Source organism: Rhodococcus sp. ACPA1 (genome assembly GCF_002300195.1).
Taxonomy (GTDB): Bacteria; Actinomycetota; Actinomycetes; order Mycobacteriales; family Mycobacteriaceae; genus Rhodococcus_F; species Rhodococcus_F opacus.
Window position 1 is genome coordinate 117,212 of sequence record NZ_NSDX01000002.1, and the last position, 15,694, is coordinate 132,905.

At 68.4% G+C, this 15,694-nt stretch carries 18 protein-coding genes; 8 read left to right on the forward strand and 10 right to left on the reverse strand.

Annotated elements, in window-relative coordinates; genetic code table 11:
- Positions 1-3: 3 nt before the first annotated feature.
- The gene (gene cei / locus CJ177_RS07140) at positions 4-693 is read right to left on the reverse strand and encodes an envelope integrity protein Cei (protein WP_005240849.1); all 690 of its coding nucleotides are present in this window, start codon (positions 691-693) and stop codon (positions 4-6) included.
- A gap of 480 nt (positions 694-1,173) precedes the next feature.
- On the opposite strand from cei, the gene CJ177_RS07145 reads away from it, so the two are divergent.
- A complete protein-coding gene (locus CJ177_RS07145) occupies positions 1,174-1,476 on the forward strand; it encodes a DUF4193 domain-containing protein (protein WP_005240850.1) in 303 nt (100 codons plus the stop codon).
- 46 nt (positions 1,477-1,522) lie between these two features.
- Here the strand turns inward: CJ177_RS07145 and CJ177_RS07150 are convergent, their stop codons facing one another.
- On the reverse strand, positions 1,523-1,993 hold the full coding sequence (locus CJ177_RS07150) for a DUF3093 domain-containing protein (protein WP_005240851.1): 471 nt from the start codon (positions 1,991-1,993) through the stop codon (positions 1,523-1,525).
- Positions 1,994-2,079: 86 nt separating this feature from the next.
- On the opposite strand from CJ177_RS07150, the gene dut reads away from it, so the two are divergent.
- Together dut and CJ177_RS07160 are read left to right on the forward strand one after the other, a co-directional pair.
- Positions 2,080-2,601 carry a dUTP diphosphatase gene (gene dut / locus CJ177_RS07155; protein WP_025432405.1) on the forward strand — a complete coding sequence of 174 codons (522 nt, stop codon included), beginning with the start codon at positions 2,080-2,082 and terminating at the stop codon, positions 2,599-2,601.
- Positions 2,602-2,603: 2 nt separating this feature from the next.
- Positions 2,604-3,461 (forward strand): DUF3710 domain-containing protein, encoded by an 858-nt coding sequence (locus CJ177_RS07160; RefSeq protein WP_095867495.1) that lies wholly within the window; start codon positions 2,604-2,606, stop codon positions 3,459-3,461.
- 23 nt (positions 3,462-3,484) lie between these two features.
- On the opposite strand, the gene CJ177_RS07165 is transcribed toward CJ177_RS07160, so the two are convergent.
- On the reverse strand, positions 3,485-4,198 hold the full coding sequence (locus CJ177_RS07165) for an alpha/beta fold hydrolase (protein ID WP_095867496.1): 714 nt from the start codon (positions 4,196-4,198) through the stop codon (positions 3,485-3,487).
- 136 nt (positions 4,199-4,334) lie between these two features.
- Here CJ177_RS07165 and CJ177_RS07170 point away from each other — a divergent pair, with 136 nt between their 5' ends.
- Together CJ177_RS07170 and CJ177_RS07175 are read left to right on the forward strand one after the other, a co-directional pair.
- Positions 4,335-4,712 (forward strand): OB-fold nucleic acid binding domain-containing protein, encoded by a 378-nt coding sequence (locus CJ177_RS07170; protein WP_005240856.1) that lies wholly within the window; start codon positions 4,335-4,337, stop codon positions 4,710-4,712.
- 28 nt (positions 4,713-4,740) lie between these two features.
- Positions 4,741-5,421: a DUF3159 domain-containing protein gene (locus CJ177_RS07175; protein WP_005240866.1), complete on the forward strand. Its 681-nt coding sequence runs from the start codon at positions 4,741-4,743 to the stop codon at positions 5,419-5,421.
- A gap of 70 nt (positions 5,422-5,491) precedes the next feature.
- Here the strand turns inward: CJ177_RS07175 and CJ177_RS07180 are convergent, their stop codons facing one another.
- The 3 genes from CJ177_RS07180 to CJ177_RS07190 are packed head-to-tail and all read right to left on the reverse strand — an operon-like array spanning position 5,492 to position 7,200.
- Positions 5,492-5,791, reverse strand: a complete 300-nt coding sequence (locus tag CJ177_RS07180; RefSeq protein WP_095867497.1) for a GNAT family N-acetyltransferase — start codon at positions 5,789-5,791, stop codon at positions 5,492-5,494.
- A 35-nt stretch (positions 5,792-5,826) separates the two neighbouring features.
- The gene (locus CJ177_RS07185; protein ID WP_005240868.1) at positions 5,827-6,486 is read right to left on the reverse strand and encodes a TrkA family potassium uptake protein; all 660 of its coding nucleotides are present in this window, start codon (positions 6,484-6,486) and stop codon (positions 5,827-5,829) included.
- Between the two features lie 48 nt (positions 6,487-6,534).
- Positions 6,535-7,200 carry a TrkA family potassium uptake protein gene (locus CJ177_RS07190; RefSeq protein ID WP_005240869.1) on the reverse strand — a complete coding sequence of 222 codons (666 nt, stop codon included), beginning with the start codon at positions 7,198-7,200 and terminating at the stop codon, positions 6,535-6,537.
- 162 nt (positions 7,201-7,362) lie between these two features.
- Here CJ177_RS07190 and CJ177_RS07195 point away from each other — a divergent pair, with 162 nt between their 5' ends.
- From CJ177_RS07195 to CJ177_RS07205, 3 genes are all read left to right on the forward strand, one after another.
- Entirely contained in the window at positions 7,363-9,357 is a 1,995-nt protein-coding gene (locus CJ177_RS07195; RefSeq protein ID WP_025432406.1) for an APC family permease, read from the forward strand.
- Positions 9,358-9,370: 13 nt separating this feature from the next.
- Complete coding sequence (locus tag CJ177_RS07200; protein WP_095867498.1) at positions 9,371-10,639, forward strand: class I SAM-dependent RNA methyltransferase; 1,269 nt, start codon at positions 9,371-9,373, stop codon at positions 10,637-10,639.
- A 77-nt stretch (positions 10,640-10,716) separates the two neighbouring features.
- Complete coding sequence (locus CJ177_RS07205; RefSeq protein WP_005240874.1) at positions 10,717-11,175, forward strand: MarR family winged helix-turn-helix transcriptional regulator; 459 nt, start codon at positions 10,717-10,719, stop codon at positions 11,173-11,175.
- Here the strand turns inward: CJ177_RS07205 and CJ177_RS07210 are convergent.
- From CJ177_RS07210 to glsA, 4 genes are all read right to left on the reverse strand, one after another.
- Positions 11,172-11,834 (reverse strand): SIMPL domain-containing protein, encoded by a 663-nt coding sequence (locus tag CJ177_RS07210; RefSeq protein ID WP_025432408.1) that lies wholly within the window; start codon positions 11,832-11,834, stop codon positions 11,172-11,174. The two genes, CJ177_RS07205 and CJ177_RS07210, sit on opposite strands and share 4 nt — an antisense overlap.
- Positions 11,831-12,670, reverse strand: coding sequence for an ABC transporter permease (locus CJ177_RS07215; RefSeq protein WP_005240878.1), 840 nt, complete (start codon positions 12,668-12,670; stop codon positions 11,831-11,833). Before CJ177_RS07215 ends, CJ177_RS07210 begins: the two co-directional genes overlap by 4 nt.
- Complete coding sequence (locus CJ177_RS07220) at positions 12,667-13,629, reverse strand: daunorubicin resistance protein DrrA family ABC transporter ATP-binding protein (protein WP_005240880.1); 963 nt, start codon at positions 13,627-13,629, stop codon at positions 12,667-12,669. Before CJ177_RS07220 ends, CJ177_RS07215 begins: the two co-directional genes overlap by 4 nt.
- A gap of 98 nt (positions 13,630-13,727) precedes the next feature.
- Entirely contained in the window at positions 13,728-15,536 is a 1,809-nt protein-coding gene (gene glsA / locus CJ177_RS07225) for a glutaminase A (RefSeq protein WP_061043006.1), read from the reverse strand.
- Positions 15,537-15,694: the final 158 nt, after the last annotated feature.

The following is a 15,694-nucleotide window of genomic DNA, read 5'->3' on the forward strand; positions in this document are numbered from 1 at the left end:
CGGTCAGCAGCGGGCGGTGCGCGCCGCCTTCAGCAGGTCGATGTCGAGGGGGGCGGGCTGGCTGCCGGGCGGCGGATCCTTCAGGGACCGCAGGACCTCTTCGGCGTCGGTGTTCGGCGAGATCTTGCGGAAGTAGGTGCCGAGCGCGAGGTCGACCGTGTCGTCGGTGCGGGTGTCCTGGATGAGTTCGGCACACGGGGCCACCAGCCAGAGTGCGCTCGCGGCGGCGGCGCCGTTGGGGCCGAATCGCAGCTGCCCCTGGCACTGCATGTTCTGGTCGACGTAGACCGGGTCGTTGCCCGCCTGGACGTCGGGCGCGCTCGCGAACCCGTAGTCGCTGAGCTGTGCGGCCACCTGCGCCGCCTGGCCGTGCTCGCCGTTGGCGTTGAACACGCGCACCTTCGTGGCGGACAGCGCGGCAGGCTCCACGTCCCGCAGGGTCGAACCGTCGACCTTCTCGCCCAGTGCCTGCTGCGGCGGGGCGGCGGGGTCGACGGGCTGCGCGGCCGGCTGCGGAGGGTTGCAGTCGACCGTGGTGGCCAGATCCTCGTCGTCGCCGAGGACGCCGATCCACACGACGGCGCCGAGCAGGGCGAGGACCGCGAACACCACGAGGATCGGCATCGCCCGCCGCCGCCGGAACGGACGACCCTTGTCGTCGAGCGGGCTGCCTTCGGTGATCAGTGAAACCACAGTGTGCCTCGACCTCTCCTACGAACTGCGCTTCGTACGTTGCACCCGTACAGCGCACCGATACAGGGCCCGGCCACACGTCGTGGCGCAGGTTCGGCACCTACCTTAGATCCCTGGCACGTCATAACCCCGAACCCGTCCCCGTTGTGGAATGTCACAGCTTGCTGTGGTGTTGGTGACGATTAGCAGACAATTTGCGCGATCGGTCGATTCGGTTACGACTTTTGTACTTCCTTCGGCTACTGTCTGGCGGCCCCAGTCGTTCAAAGCGTGCAGAACGAGGGTCGGCAGAAGATGACAAAAGAGGCGTAGATCATGTTTCCGGGGCCTGGTTCCGGGCACGAACCCATCCGCTGCAGCGTTGTGCAGCCGCAGGGTGTGATCTGCGCCGAGGCGGTTTTCGTGTGGGCGGTCGACCAACAATCGGTTCGACGTACCGCACGGGCCGGGATACACCGAAGAGGATGAGGGGAAGGCGACATGGCAACTGACTACGACGCACCGCGGCGAACAGAGTCCGACGAGGTTTCGGAGGATTCGCTGGAGGAACTGAAGGCGCGACGCAACGAGGCTCAGTCGGCTGTTGTCGACGTGGACGAGTCCGACACCGCGGAATCGTTCGAACTGCCCGGCGCGGATCTGTCCGGTGAAGAGCTCTCGGTGCGGGTCGTGCCGAAGCAGGCCGACGAGTTCACGTGTTCGAGCTGTTTCCTGGTGCACCACCGCAGCCGGCTCGCCAGCGACGCGGGCGGAGTGCTGGTGTGCAGGGACTGCGCGGCCTGAGCGACGGTGAGTACGAGAGGCGGACGGTGGGAGGCCCACCGTCCGATCAGTCTCCGTCCGCCTGCGGGCGGGCACGGTTGACGGCGGCCAGCAACTCGGCCGGCCGTCGTGTACTGATCAACCAGTAGGGGGTCGGGTCCTCGGGGTCGTCGAGCACGATCAGTGCCATCGGCTTGACCCACACCCGGTGTTGCACGAACGCGGCGGGGTCGAGCTGACGACCGAGAGCCGCGCTCTTCGCCGAACCGGGCACCTCGGCGACCCGCGCGATCACGTCCAGCGGCAGATGCGCCTGTCCGACCCGCAGGTGAACGCCGTTCGGTTCCTCGACGACCTCGACGCGGAGACGGCTGAGCCAGACGAGTCCCCACACGGGCAGGGGAAGCAGAAGGACGTACGGCAGCCACGCGCGCAGACCCGGCGCACCCATGTGCACCTCGGCGGCGAGCAGACCGGCGACGAACAAGCCCACTGCCCACCACCAGACGGGCACCCACAGGCGCTCGGAGTACAGCACGGGCGAGGTGTTATCGGTGGGCGCGACTTCGGGCCGGGACGTTTGTGACACCCGACCAGGATAGTCGGTGTCTGAGAGTAGGCTCGGTGCACGTGAGCGACCTATCTCCCGGCCTTTCTCCCGCCGCGACCCCCGCCCTTCCGCCCGTCGCCCTCCAGCGGCTGGACCCCGACATTCCGGTCCCGCAGCGTGCGCACGACGGCGACGCCGGTGTCGACCTGTGCAGCACCATCGACGTGACCATCGAGCCGGGGCGCCGCGTCCTCGTCGGAACCGGCATCGCGATCGCGCTGCCCCTGGGCACGGTCGGGCTGATCCATCCCCGATCCGGGCTGGCCGCAAAATCGGGTCTGTCGGTGGTCAACACCCCCGGCACCATCGATGCCGGGTACCGCGGCGAGATCAAGGTGTGCCTGATCAATCACGACCTCGAGACCCCGATCGAGATCCGCCGGGGCGACCGGATCGCCCAACTGCTCGTCCAACGGGTCGAACTGGTGTCGTTCGTCGAGGTCCCGTCGCTCGACGGCACCACCCGCGGCAGCGACGGCCACGGGTCGAGCGGAGGCCACGCGAGCCTCGTCGGCAATGCCAGTGAAGGAGCCTGATCATGTTCGGACGTCGTAAGAAGAAGGAAGCCGAGGACGACCGGCCCGGTTTCTTCGAGGACGCCGAGACGGACGCCGCGGCCGGCGACGCCGACGCGGACTATGAGGACGACTACGACGCCGTGACCGAGGTGGACGGCGGCCCGTACGACGCCGACGACCTCGAGTCGGGCGCCGACCTCACCGTAGGTGAGGTGGGAACCCGACTCGACCTCGGTTCCGTACTCGTCCCGATGCCGCAGGGCGCCCAGTTGCAGGTGGAGATGGCGCCCGACGGTTCGCCGCAGGCCGTGCATCTCGTCACCCAGCACGGGCGCATCACGGTGGCCGCGTATGCCGCCCCGAAGTCTCCGGGCCAGTGGCGGGAAGTCGCGGGCGACCTCGCCGAATCGCTGCGCAACGACAATGCGACGGTGAGCGTCGAGAGCGGACCGTGGGGACGCGAGGTCTTCGCCGTCACCCCGAACGCCGACCTGCGCTTCATCGGCGTCGACGGCTACCGGTGGATGGTGCGCTGCGTGGTCGCGGGACCGAGCGGTGGCAACACGGCCGACTCGGAGCTCGTCGCGACCGCCAGGGCGATCCTGCGCGACACCGTCGTGAAGCGGGGTAACGAGCCGAATCCGGTGCGGACGCCGCTGCCGGTGGTCCTGCCCGAGGCACTCGCCCAGCAGCTGGCCGCCGCTCACCAGCAGCAGCTGGCGCAGCAGCAGGGTGCCGCTCCGCAGCAGTCCGCGCCGCAGCAGCCGGCTCCGGCGGGTCCGCAGGGCGAGCAGCAGGCGCCCCCCGCGGAGGCGCCGGCTCAGCCGCAGCAGCGTCGCGGCGAATCGGGTTCGGCGATGCAGCAACTCGGTCGCTGATCCCGGTTCCGGAGATTCGACGCTCAGGTCCTGTGCAGGACCGAGTCCAGCGCATCGAGGCTGGCGTAGCCGAGAATCGCCGGGTCGGCGCCGATCTCGTCCAGCGACATCGTGACGAGGCCCGAGTGTGGTAGTCGTTCGGACCACTCGCGGGCGACCTCGAGGGGATGCACGGCGTCGTCGGTGGCGGCGGCGATCCCCACCGGCACCGTGATGCGCTCGAGGTCGCCCACACCGGGAGCGTGGTACTCGGACGCTTCGTCCAGCGCGGCGGGAAGGTGCGGCCACTGCGATCGCCACGATTTCGCCAGTTCCCGGCCCAGCCAGGGCGGGCTGGAGGCGATCATCTCGGCAGTGACCTGTTCGAGGCCGTCAGCCCGCAGCCGGGCCGCGGTGAACCGGGCGCTGGCGGCGGCGGGAGCGTCCGCGGCGGTCCCGGTCCACGCGGGCAGCGCCGCGAGGACGCCCGCGACGCGATCCGGGTGTGATCCTGCCCACTGCAGTGCCACGGCGGCCCCGATGGAGACCCCTCCGACGAGGATGCGCCCGTGCCGCGCGGCCGCGGCGTCGAGCGCGTCGACGTAGCTTCCGACGACTCGCCGGGGATCGGGTTCGACTGCGGCCGTGCGCACTCCACGGCAGGTCAGGGGCTCGGTGAAGGCGCGGGCCACGAAGTCCGCGTCGGATCCCGTACCCGGGAGCACAACGGCCACGGACGGCCGGTCATCAGAGGGCATGAGACGATCCTGCCTCGTCCGTCACGGTGCTCCTCCGGTGGTGTGGTTGCTTGGAACCAATGGGTCTACAGTGGCGAATACACAGCCCTACGAGCGGCGCGAAGATCTCGCGTCGCACATGCTCCAGGAGCGCGCAATGGCACCCGCCACGGCAGGATATTTTCGTCGGCTGACTCGCAGGCTCACCGAGGACCTCGAGCAGCTGGACGCCGAGGAAATGGCCGAGACGTCTCAGGCGTCCGGCGCACAACGTGCCTGCGACTGCAGCCGCGGCGAAGAGGTCACCATGCTGGGACGGCTCCGTAGTGTCGAAGCCTGTCCGAAGTCCGGCAATGCCAGCATCGAAGCCGAATTCTTCGACGGCACGGAACAGATCAAGTTGGTGTGGATCGGCCGGCGGAGGATTCCGGGTATCGAGCCGGGCAAAACTCTGCTGGTTCGTGGACGTGTCGGCGAACGCGACGGCCAGAAGGTGATCTTCAACCCGTATTACGAGTTGCGCGGCGAATCGTAGGGGCCGCCCCATGTGGCACTCTCGTTGAGTGACCGAAACGAAGCAGCAATCCATACTCGAACAGCTCGGTGGGATCAGCGGGCTCATCTATTCGACCCTGCCCATCCTGGTCTTCGTTCCGGTCAACGGTGTGTGGGGCCTGGGTCCGGCGATCTGGGCGGCTCTCGGTGTCGCCGTCGCCATTCTCGTCTGGCGCCTCGTCCGCCACAGCCCCATCCAGCCCGCGGTGTCCGGATTCTTCGGCGTCGGCATTTCCGCGTTCATCGCCTATCGCACGGGCGATGCCAAGGGATACTTCCTGTTCGGGATTTACACGAGCCTCGCGTACGGGGCGGTGTTCCTGATCTCGATTCTGGTGCGCTGGCCGCTCGTCGGCCTGATCTGGGGATTCCTCAACGGCCACGGCAACCTCTGGCGGCGCCATCGTGGCGCGGTACGGGCCTACGACGTGGCCACTGCCGCCTGGGCGCTGGTGTTCGCGGCCCGGTACCTCGTGCAGTCGCAACTCTACGATTCGGACCAGACCGGGTGGCTCGCGTTCGCGCGCATCGCGATGGGCTGGCCGTTGGCGGGATTGGCTCTCCTGGTGACGATCTGGGCTGTGCGCCGGGCCGACCGGATCGTCGAACCGGGACCCTCGGACGAGGCCGGCGAACCGACGGACGACACGGAGGCAGGCGGCCCCCGGGACGAGCCCGGCCGTACCTGAGCTCGGCGCCCTTCACATGGGACCGCGGGGGCGCTGACCGGTTGTGCCGGAGACGAAGTCGCCGAACCGATCAGGCCACGAGGTCCTGGTACTCGGGATGCTTCGACACGAATTTCACGACGTACGGGCACACCGGGCGCACCCGCAGTCCACGGCGGCGCAGATCGTCCAGAGCCGCACTCACGAGCGTGCGGGCGAGTCCGAGTCCCTCGTACCGCGGATAGATCTCGGTGTGAACGAAAACGCGTACGCCCCCGTCGACTTCGTACTGCTCGATTCCCGCGAGTTCCCCGTCGGCGTGGATCTCGTACCGGCTCTGCTGCGGGCTGTCGGTGACGACGATGCTCTCGGGTGTTGCGGTGGTACTCAACGGATCCTCCCGGGTGTCGATCGGTCCCCGCCGGGTCAGGAGAGCCCGACGGCCGCTCGAAGGTCGTCCTCGACGTCCACGGACGCGACGAACAGGAGTTCGTCGCCGCCCTCGAGCGGATCGTCCTGCTGCGGCACGATGACCCGTCCGCCGCGGAGGATGGTGACCAGGGCGGCGTCGCGGGGCAATTGCAGCTTGCGGACGGGTTTACCGGCGAGCGGGGTGTTGTCGGGCAGCGTGACCTCGACGAGGTTGGCCTGCCCCTGGCGCAGCGTCATCAGCCGCACGAGATCGCCGACCGACACCGCCTCCTCCACCAGCGAGGCGAGCATCCGGGGCGTGGAGACGGCGACGTCGACTCCCCAGGACTCGTCGAACAACCACTCGTTGCGGGGATCGTTGACGCGGGCCACCACGCGGCTGACCCCGAACTCGGTCTTCGCGAGGAGGCTGAGGACCAGGTTGGCCTTGTCGTCACCGGTGGCCGCGATCACCACCTCGTAGGTTTCGAGGGACGCCGTTTCGAGGCTGCTCAGCTCGCACGCGTCGGCGTGGACCCAGGTCGCCTCGGGCACCGACTCCTGCTCGACGTGCTCGAGCTTGCGTTCGATCAGCATGACGTCGTGTTCGCTGCGGACCAGTTCGCGCGCGATCGAGCGTCCGACTGCGCCGGCTCCTGCGATTGCGACTCTCATCGATTGCTTCCGTTCGGGTGGTCGATCGTGAACATTCTCACTGCCGTCTCAGTTGTCCGAAGGCGGGGGATTGCCCGCGAGCGCGACGGCCTCGGCCACCGTTCCCGACACGGCCGCGATGTACACCTGGTCGTCGGCCTGGAAGACCGTCTTGCGGTCGGGAAGGACGCCGGTGCCGAAGCGGATGATGAACGCGACACGCGAATTCGTCGCCGCCTCGAGTTCGGCGACCGGCCTGCCGATCCAGTCCTCGTGCAGGGACAACTCGGTGACCGCGACGGTTCCGGACGGATCGCGCCACTTGGCGGTCTGGCTGTCGCGGGTGAGGGTGTGCAGGAAGCGGTCCGTCGACCACGGGACGGTGGCGACAGTGGGGATCCCGAGCCGCTCGTACACGGCGGCACGCTTGGCGTCGTAGATCCGGGCGACGACGCGCTCCACGCCGAACGTCTCCCGGGCCACTCGCGCGGAAATGATGTTGGAGTTGTCTCCGGACGACACCGCGGCGAATGCCTCTGCGCGCTCGATACCGGACTTGACCAGCACGTCACGGTCGAATCCCATGCCGACGACGGTGCGTCCGGGGAAGTCGGGTTCGAGACGTAGGAATGCGGCAGGGTCGCGATCGATGACCGCGACCTCGTGGCCGATCCGGGTCAGCGAGCCAGCGAGGGATGAGCCGACCCGGCCGCATCCCATGATGACCACATACACCTTGTACTCCGTTCATGGGCTCTGGCGTCACGTCTCGAGTACGTGCGTACCGAATCGAACCGTACAGTGCCCAGGCGGAAGAGCAACCGAGACAGAGATCGCAATCCGGACACATTGGTGGGTGAGGGTCCAGGTTTTCTGCGGACGGCTTACGCTTTGGCAGTGTCAAAGCTCTCGACCGCCACAAAGCGGCTACTGCTAGGCAGACCCTTCCGGAGCGACAAGCTCGGGCACACGCTGCTTCCCAAGAGGATCGCCCTCCCGGTCTTCGCCTCCGATGCGATGTCATCGGTGGCCTACGCCCCCGAGGAAATCTTCCTCGTACTATCGGTGGCGGGCATCTCCGCCTACGCGTACACCCCCTGGATCGGACTTGCCGTCGCCGCGGTGATGGCGGTGGTGGTCGCCAGTTACCGGCAGAACGTGCACGCCTACCCGTCGGGCGGCGGCGACTACGAGGTCGCGACCGTCAATCTCGGTCCCAACGCGGGTCTGACCGTGGGCAGCGCCCTGCTGGTGGACTACGTCCTCACGGTCGCGGTCTCCATCTCGTCGGCCGCGTCCAACATCGGTTCGGCGGTGCCGTTCGTGGCCCAGCACAAGGTGCTGTTCGCGGTCGCGGCCATCGTGCTGCTGACTGCCATCAATCTGCGTGGCATCCGTGAATCCGGTGCCGCCTTCGCGATCCCGACATACGCGTTCATCGCCGGCATGGCCCTGATGCTGCTGTGGGGGTTCTTCCAGATCTTCGTCCTCGGCGACGACCTGCGCGCCGAATCGTCCGGATTCGAACTCGAAGCCGAGGACTCCCACCTGTACGGGATCGCGTTCGCGTTCCTGATCGCTCGGGCCTTCTCCTCCGGCTGTGCGGCACTGACCGGCGTCGAGGCGATCAGCAACGGTGTTCCCGCCTTCCAGAAGCCCAAGTCCCGCAACGCGGCCACCACGCTGCTGCTGCTGGGATCGATTGCCATCGTGCTGCTGATGGGCATCATCATCCTGGCCCAGAAGATCGGGATCGTGTACGCGCACAGCCCGGCCGAACAGCTGATCGGCGCCCCCGCCGGGTATCACCAGAAGACTCTGATCGCGCAGATCGCGGAGACGGTGTTCGGCGGTTTCCCCATCGGCTTCTATTTCATCGCGATCGTGACGGCCCTGATCCTCGTGCTCGCCGCCAACACGGCCTTCAACGGGTTCCCCGTGCTCGGCTCGATCCTCGCGCAGGACCGCTACCTGCCCCGGCAGCTGCACACCCGCGGCGACCGCCTGGCGTTCAGCAACGGCATCCTGTTCCTGTCCGGGGCGGCGATCGCGTTCGTCGTCCTGTTCGGCGCCGAGGTGACCAAGCTGATCCAGCTGTACATCGTCGGCGTGTTCGTCTCGTTCGTGCTGAGCCAGACGGGCATGATCCGGCACTGGACCCGGCACCTGAAGACCGAGAACGACCCGGCTCAGCGTCGGCGGATGCACCGCTCCCGGGTGATCAACTCCATCGGCCTCGCCATGACCGGCGCCGTCCTGATCATCGTGCTCATCACGAAGTTCGCGGCAGGCGCCTGGATCGCGATCGTGGCCATGGTCGCCATCTTCGTCGTGATGAAGATGATCCGGAAGCACTACGACAGCGTCGCGCGGGAGCTCGAGGAACAGGAATGGGACGGGGTGCTGCCCAGCCGGACTCACTCCATCGTCCTCGTCTCCAAGCTGCACATGCCGACGATGCGCGCGCTCGCCTATGCCCGGGCCACACGGCCGGACACACTCGAGGCGATCACGGTGAACGTCGACGAACCCGACACCCGGGCGCTCGTGCGCCAGTGGGAGAAGACCGACATCGCGGTGCCGCTCAAGGTGATCGAGTCGCCGTACCGCGAAATCACCAAACCCGTGCTCGACTACGTGCGGCGCGTCCGGAAGGACTCGCCGCGGGACGTCGTCACCGTGTTCATCCCCGAGTACGTGGTGGGGCACTGGTGGGAGCAGATCCTGCACAACCAGAGTGCGCTGCGGCTCAAGAGCCGCCTGCTGTTCCAGCCGGGTGTGATGGTCACCAGCGTTCCGTGGCAACTGAACTCGTCCGAGAAGGCGAAGACACTGAACATCGAATACACGGCCGGGGCGTCACGCCGCGGCTACGAACCCGACGACAAGTGACGGGCGAGAAGCGTTGAGTGAGAACTGGTCGGACCGCCGCCTCGAACTGCGGCTGGGAAATCCCGGGCACGGCGGTTTCGTCGTCGCCCGCCATGAGGGCCGCGTGGTCTTCGTCCGGCACGGACTGCCCGGCGAGCGGGTGATCGCGCTCGTCACCGAGGATCGCGGCGGGTCCTACTGCCGGGCCGACGCGATCGAGATCCTCGACGCGTCCCCGGAGCGGGTCACCCCGGTGTGCCCGGTGTCGGGTCCGGGCGGCGCGGGGTGTTGCGACTTCTCGCACGCGAGCCTGCACGTGCAGCGGGACATGAAGGCGCAGGTCGTGGCCGAGCAGTTGGCGCGGCTCGCGCGTGTGCAGCGGGACGTGGACGTCGAGGAACTGCCCGGCACCGGCGACGGCACCGGCTGGCGCACGCGGGTGCGGCTCGCCGTCGACCCGGACGGCCGCCCCGGCTATCACCGGCACCGCAGTTCCGGGATCGTCACGGACCTGGCGTGCCCGCAGATCGAGTCGGCCGCCTACGACGGTGTGAGCGAACACGATTGGACGCCCGGCAGCGAGGTGCAGATCGTTCTCGACGGCGCGGGGGAGCGGCACGTGGTCGAGATCGCTCCGCCGAAGGTGTCGCGGACCGGCCGTACGAGTCCCGGGCGCCGCGGTGCCATGGCACGCCGCGCCGCCAGCGGTGCGCCGCGCGCCGAGCGGGTGGTCGTCGGATCGGGTCGCCCGGTGGAGCGGGTGCGCGACCGGGAATGGGCGCTGGCCGCCACCGGGTTCTGGCAGGCGCATCGCGGGGCCGCGGAAACGTATTCGGCCGTGGTCTCCGAATGGGCCGGGATGTCCGCGGGTGAGACCGCATGGGACCTGTACGGGGGAGTGGGTGTGTTCGCCGCCGCCCTCGCCGGCGGTGCCGGGTCGTCCGGGCACGTGGATTCCGTCGAGTCCTCGCGCCAGGCCGTCGCGGACGGGAAGGCGGCACTCTCCGACCTGCCGCAGGTGCGTTTCCACGCCGACCGGGTCGAGCGCGCCATCTCCGGGCTCGCCTCCCCGCCACAGGTCGTGGTGCTCGATCCGCCGCGTGCGGGCGCGGGGCGTGACGTGATCGGGGCGGTCGCCGCCACGGGCGCCGAACGGGTCGTGCACGTGGGGTGCGACCCGGCGTCGTTCGCCCGCGACATCGGTCTGTACCTCGCGCAGGGATATCATGTCGACGAGCTGCGCGCGTTCGATGCGTTCCCTCTCACCCACCACGTGGAGTGCATCGCGTTGCTGACGCGCTGACAGCGGCGCATCGTTACCGAACGCAACAAAACGTTATAGTCGGCCCGCAAGTAGTGGGTGTGTGGGACGGGGACTGGATGTCGGTACAGGCAGATACTGCGCAAGCGCTCGTCGATGCGGTGTTCGCACTCGGGCGGTCGCTGCGGGCGGTCGTCTCCGCGAGCGGCGAGACCCCGATCCCGCCGGCGCTGACGAGCGTGCTCTTCGTGCTCGCCGCGCGCGGGGAGTGCCGCCAGAACGAACTGGCCGCAGACCTGTGCGTCAGTCAGTCCTCGCTGAGCAGGCAGATTTCCGAACTGGTCGACGCGGGATACGTGTCGCGCGCCGCCGATCCCCACGACAAGCGTGCCTCCCGCATTCGGGTGTCGCCGAACGGGATGGACATTCTGCGCGAGACGACCGAGCGCCGGGCCGAACGGCTGCGCGGCATGCTCGAAGGCTGGTCCCAGGAACAGGCGCTCGCGGCGGTGACGTCGCTGACGCAGCTCAACGACACGTTCGCCGCGTCGGTCCAGCAGCGGGGCCCCCGGGTCTAGACGAGACGCCACCGTACCCGGACGTCGACCCGCGTCGGTTTCTCGCCGCGTTCGACGGCGATCGGGGAGTCGGCCGCCGCGAACGCCTTCGCGACCGGCCGCGGGGACACGTCACCGATGTCGACTTCCGCGATGTCGAGCACCTCGCCCAGCGCACGACGCGACAGCGAGGCGTACTGCTCCGCCTTGGCGAGGGCATCGGCCCAGGCCCGGTCCCGAGCGGTCGCCGTCAGCGCGGCAGGATCGGCGAAGTCGAATTCGAGTCCGCCGAGGCGGATGTCGTCGCCACCCGCGCCGACGCACGCGGCCACCACCTGCGCGGGTGACGATGCGGCCGCCCCGGCCACGCGGACCGTGACCTGCAGCGTCGTCGCGGCGGTGTAGCCCGTCACCTCGCTGCCCCGGCCCTCGGTCCAGGTGGTTTCGGAGTGCACGGAGAGCCCGGTGGTCGCGAGGTCGGGCCCCGAGACGCCGTACCCGCGCAGGGTGTCCGTGACGGCGGTGGTGGACCGGGCGACGGCCTCGAACGCGTCGGCCACCGCGGGACGTGTCGCGGTCACGGTGACGGTGGCGCGGACGAGATCCGGAACCGCCGACACGATTCCGGATCCCCGCACCGTCACCGATCTCTCGGCGTGATCGGTGGCCGCCACCGTCACGACTTACGGTTGTACAGGCGCATCGTCAGCGGTCCGAAGATCACGACGAACCCGGCGCACCACCCGAACACGACGGCGAGATCCGCCAACTCCACCGTCCCGGCCATGAGCCCGCGGATGGACGTCACCAGCTTGCTGATCGGGTTGACGCCGACGAACGCCTGCAGCCAGCCCGGCATGGTCGCGGGGTCGACGAAGATGTTGCTGGCGAATGTCAGCGGGAACAGGATGAACATCGACACACCCATGACCGCCTGCTCGGTGCGCATGAGCATCGCGAACATCGTCCAGATCCAGGACAGGCTGAACGAGAACAGCAACAGCAGGCCGATCGACGCCACCACACCGACGAGACCGCCGTCCGGGCGGAATCCCAGGACGAGCCCGAGGATCAGGACGATGATCGAGGCGATCGTGTAGCGGACGACGTCACCGAGCAGCGCGCCGACGAGCGGGGACGGACGCCAGATCGGGAGCGACCGGAACCGGTCGAACACACCCTTCTCGATGTCCTTGTTGAGCGTCAGCCCGGTGTACATGGTGATCATGACGACCGTCTGCACGAGGATGCCCGGCAGCAGGAACTGTACGTAGGCACTGGTCGAACCGGCCAGCGCGCCGCCGAAGAGGTACGTGAACATCAACGTGAACATGATCGGGAACATCGTCACGTCGAACAGTTGCTCGGGCACGTGCTTGATCTTGAGCAGCGCTCGCCAGCCGAACGAGAGCGAGGTCGACCACGCGGTGGGTCTCGCGGGCCTCGGGCCGGGCATCTTCAGGACGTCGGCGACCGCGGTGGCGGTATCGGCGGTCCGGTCGGTGGTGGAGGTCATGACGCATGCTCCTCGGTGGGTCGGCCGGTGAGGGAGAGGAAGACTTCGTCGAGGCTCGGTTGCCCCAATGCGAATGTGCTGACGGCGATTCCGGCGTCGTCGAGTGCGGGCAGCGCCCGCGAGACCCGGGCCGGGTCGTCGATACGGGCGGTGAGGGCGGCCGGATCGGCTTCTTCGGTAATCGGCACCTCGAGCACGTCCCGCAGCAGCGCTGCCGCCGCGGGACGGGTGGCGATGTCGGTGACCCGCACGTGCAGGGCACCCGACCCGACGGAGGCCTTCAGTTCACCGGTGGTGCCCTCGGCGATCACCTTGCCGTGGTCGATGACGGCGACCCGGTCGGCGAGTTGATCCGCCTCGTCGAGGTACTGCGTGGTCAGCAGAACCGTCGTGCCGCCGGCCACCAGTGCGCGGACGATCTCCCATACCTGATTGCGACTGCGCGGGTCGAGACCGGTGGTGGGCTCGTCGAGGAAGATCATCTCCGGAGTGACGATGATGCTCGCCGCGATGTCGAGCCTCCGGCGCATGCCGCCGGAGTAGTTCTTCACCTGCCGGTTGCCCGCCTCGTCGAGCCCGAAGGCGGACAGCAGCTGTTCGGACCGGGTGCGGGCCGCCGCGCGGGAGTACCCGTACAGCCGGCCGAGCAGCAGCAGATTCTCGTTGCCCGTCAGATCCTCGTCGAGCGACGCGAACTGTCCCGTGAGGGAGACCTTGCTGCGCACGGCGTCCGGTTCGCTCGCGACGTCGTGCCCCAGCACGGTGGCCGTTCCACCGTCGAGGGGCAGGAGCGTGGCCAGCATCCGGATCGCGGTGGTCTTGCCCGCGCCGTTCGGCCCGAGGACGCCGTACACGCCCCCGAGGGGGACGGCCAGATCCAGGCCGTCGACCGCGTGGGTGGATCCGAACGTCTTGACGAGTCCCGTCGTCTCGATGGCCAGCTTTGTCGCTGTGAGCATTGCACCCTGCTTTCGATTCGAGCGTCGTCGATTCCGAGCCCCAAGCCTGTCCGATTTTTCCGATTCGGGCAATCACATTTCCTGTGGGCGGTCCTCGATCAGGGCCGCAGCAGCGACCGGAGCATCACGTCGAGTTGCTCGTAGGCACCGGCAGCAAGCCGTTCGAGGAGAGCGAGTTTGAGGTCGGGCTCGTGGGCGGCCATGTCGGCGTACCGTTCCGCGGGGAGTACGGCGACGGTGACCTCGGAGTCGGCGCACACGTCGTTGAGGAAGTGCAAGTCGAGCAGCATCGTCATCTCGCCGAAGGTCATGCCCGTCGACAGCGTCATGATCCGGTACACGGCACCCCCGGAATCGGTGACTCTCATGCTGACCCGGCCCGACAGGATCAGAAACAGCCCGCACGCCCGGTCGCCCCGGTGGATGATCTGCTCGTCGCGCGTGAACGTGCGGATATCGAGGTCGCGGGTGAGTCGCCGCAGCTGCTCCGGTCGAAGCCCGGCCAGCACCGGATGTTGCGTGACGTCGATCGATGCCGGCTGGCGGAGGGCGGCGCAGTGCAGATCGAGGAGGGTGTCCTCTGACCACTGCAGTGCGGCGTCGAGGTCGGCGAACACCCGCCCGCTGGTACCGGTGAGATCCGACCGCGTGTAGCCCAGCAGGCCCGCCGGATCGACGAGGGCGACTGCGCAGCCGCGACGGGTGAGTTCGTCGCGCAGACTGTCGAGCATGCGGCGCGCGATGCCGCCGACGTCGTCCACCCGCCGGACGTCGACCACCACGACCTCGAGCTCGGTCTCGACCCCGCCGATCTCGCGCACCGCGGACTCCGCGCCGGCGAAGAGGAGGTCACCGTGCAGCTCGTAGATCCGGCTGCGCTTGCCGACGTCGTCGAGGGCGGCCCGCTCGGCGGGAGTGCGCCGCATCCGCGACGGACTGTCGACGACGGAGTAACTGGCACGGATCGACGAACGGGCGGCCCGGGTGACATGGAGGAAATGCAGCTCCAACTCGGCCGACAACGCCCGGCACGCCTCCACCCCGCGCACGCTGTTGCCGTGCTCGTCGAGGCGCGGCGAGTAGACGGCGATGCCGATCTGACCCGGCAGGACCGCGATGATGCCGCCGCCGACGCCGCTCTTGGCCGGCAACCCCACCTCGTACACCCACTTGCCCGCGGCGTCGTACATGCCGCACGTCGACATCACGCTCAGAACCCGCTCGACGAGGGCCGGGTCGAGAACGGTCTCCCTGGTGACGGGGTTGACGCCGTTGTTCGCCATCGTCGCAGCCATCACGCTCAGGTCCCGGCACGTCACGTCGACGGAACACTGGCGGAAGTAGAGGTCGACCGCCTCGTCCGGGTCGCCGGTGATGATGTCGAACGAGCGCAGCATGTGGCCGATGGCGCGGTTGCGGTGCCCGGTCCGTGACTCGGACTCGTACACCGACCGGTTGAACGTCAGGTCCCGTCCGGCGTACCGGGAGTACGCGGCCCGGATTCGTTCGAACCGGGTGTCCAGGTCCGGCCCGGCCACCAGCGACGCCGCGGTGATCGCCCCGGCGTTGATCATGGGATTGCGCGGTCGCTCCGTCCGCGGGTCGAGGCTGATCTCGTTGAACGGTTCCCCGGACGGTTCGACGTCGATCTTCTCGGCGACGGCGCCGGACCCGCGATCGGCGAGCGCCAGGGCATACGTGAACGGTTTCGAGATGGACTGGATCGTGAACGGCAGACGGGTGTCGCCGACCTCGTACACGAAGCCGTCCACGGTGGCGATGCAGATTCCGAACGAGTCGGGGGCGACCGCGGCGAGTTCGGGAATGTAGTCGGCGAGCTCGCCGCTGCGGTTCTCCCGGGTTGCGGCGAAGACTTTCCCGATCAGCGCGTCCACGACGGTGCTCATGAGTCGACCCTAGAGGCTGTTCACGACGCTGTCGGGTGTTCCGAGGGGCCCGTCCGGCGGCACAATTGTGTGAAGCCGGTCACGGCCGTGGCCGGGATGCCCGAGGACGAACCCGCGATACGGGGCCGCACCGGCCCATACCGTGTGTCCCGCACTCC

Coding starts and splice junctions, on each gene's coding strand:
- CJ177_RS07145 (WP_005240850.1), top strand. CDS start 1,174: ATGGCAACTGACTACGACGCACCGCGGCGAACAGAGTCCGACGAGGTT.
- CJ177_RS07160 (WP_095867495.1), top strand. CDS start 2,604: ATGTTCGGACGTCGTAAGAAGAAGGAAGCCGAGGACGACCGGCCCGGT.
- CJ177_RS07165 (WP_095867496.1), bottom strand. CDS start 4,198: ATGCCCTCTGATGACCGGCCGTCCGTGGCCGTTGTGCTCCCGGGTACG.
- CJ177_RS07170 (WP_005240856.1), top strand. CDS start 4,335: ATGGCACCCGCCACGGCAGGATATTTTCGTCGGCTGACTCGCAGGCTC.
- CJ177_RS07185 (WP_005240868.1), bottom strand. CDS start 6,486: ATGAGAGTCGCAATCGCAGGAGCCGGCGCAGTCGGACGCTCGATCGCG.
- CJ177_RS07205 (WP_005240874.1), top strand. CDS start 10,717: ATGTCGGTACAGGCAGATACTGCGCAAGCGCTCGTCGATGCGGTGTTC.
- CJ177_RS07215 (WP_005240878.1), bottom strand. CDS start 12,670: ATGACCTCCACCACCGACCGGACCGCCGATACCGCCACCGCGGTCGCC.
- CJ177_RS07220 (WP_005240880.1), bottom strand. CDS start 13,629: ATGCTCACAGCGACAAAGCTGGCCATCGAGACGACGGGACTCGTCAAG.
- glsA (WP_061043006.1), bottom strand. CDS start 15,536: ATGAGCACCGTCGTGGACGCGCTGATCGGGAAAGTCTTCGCCGCAACC.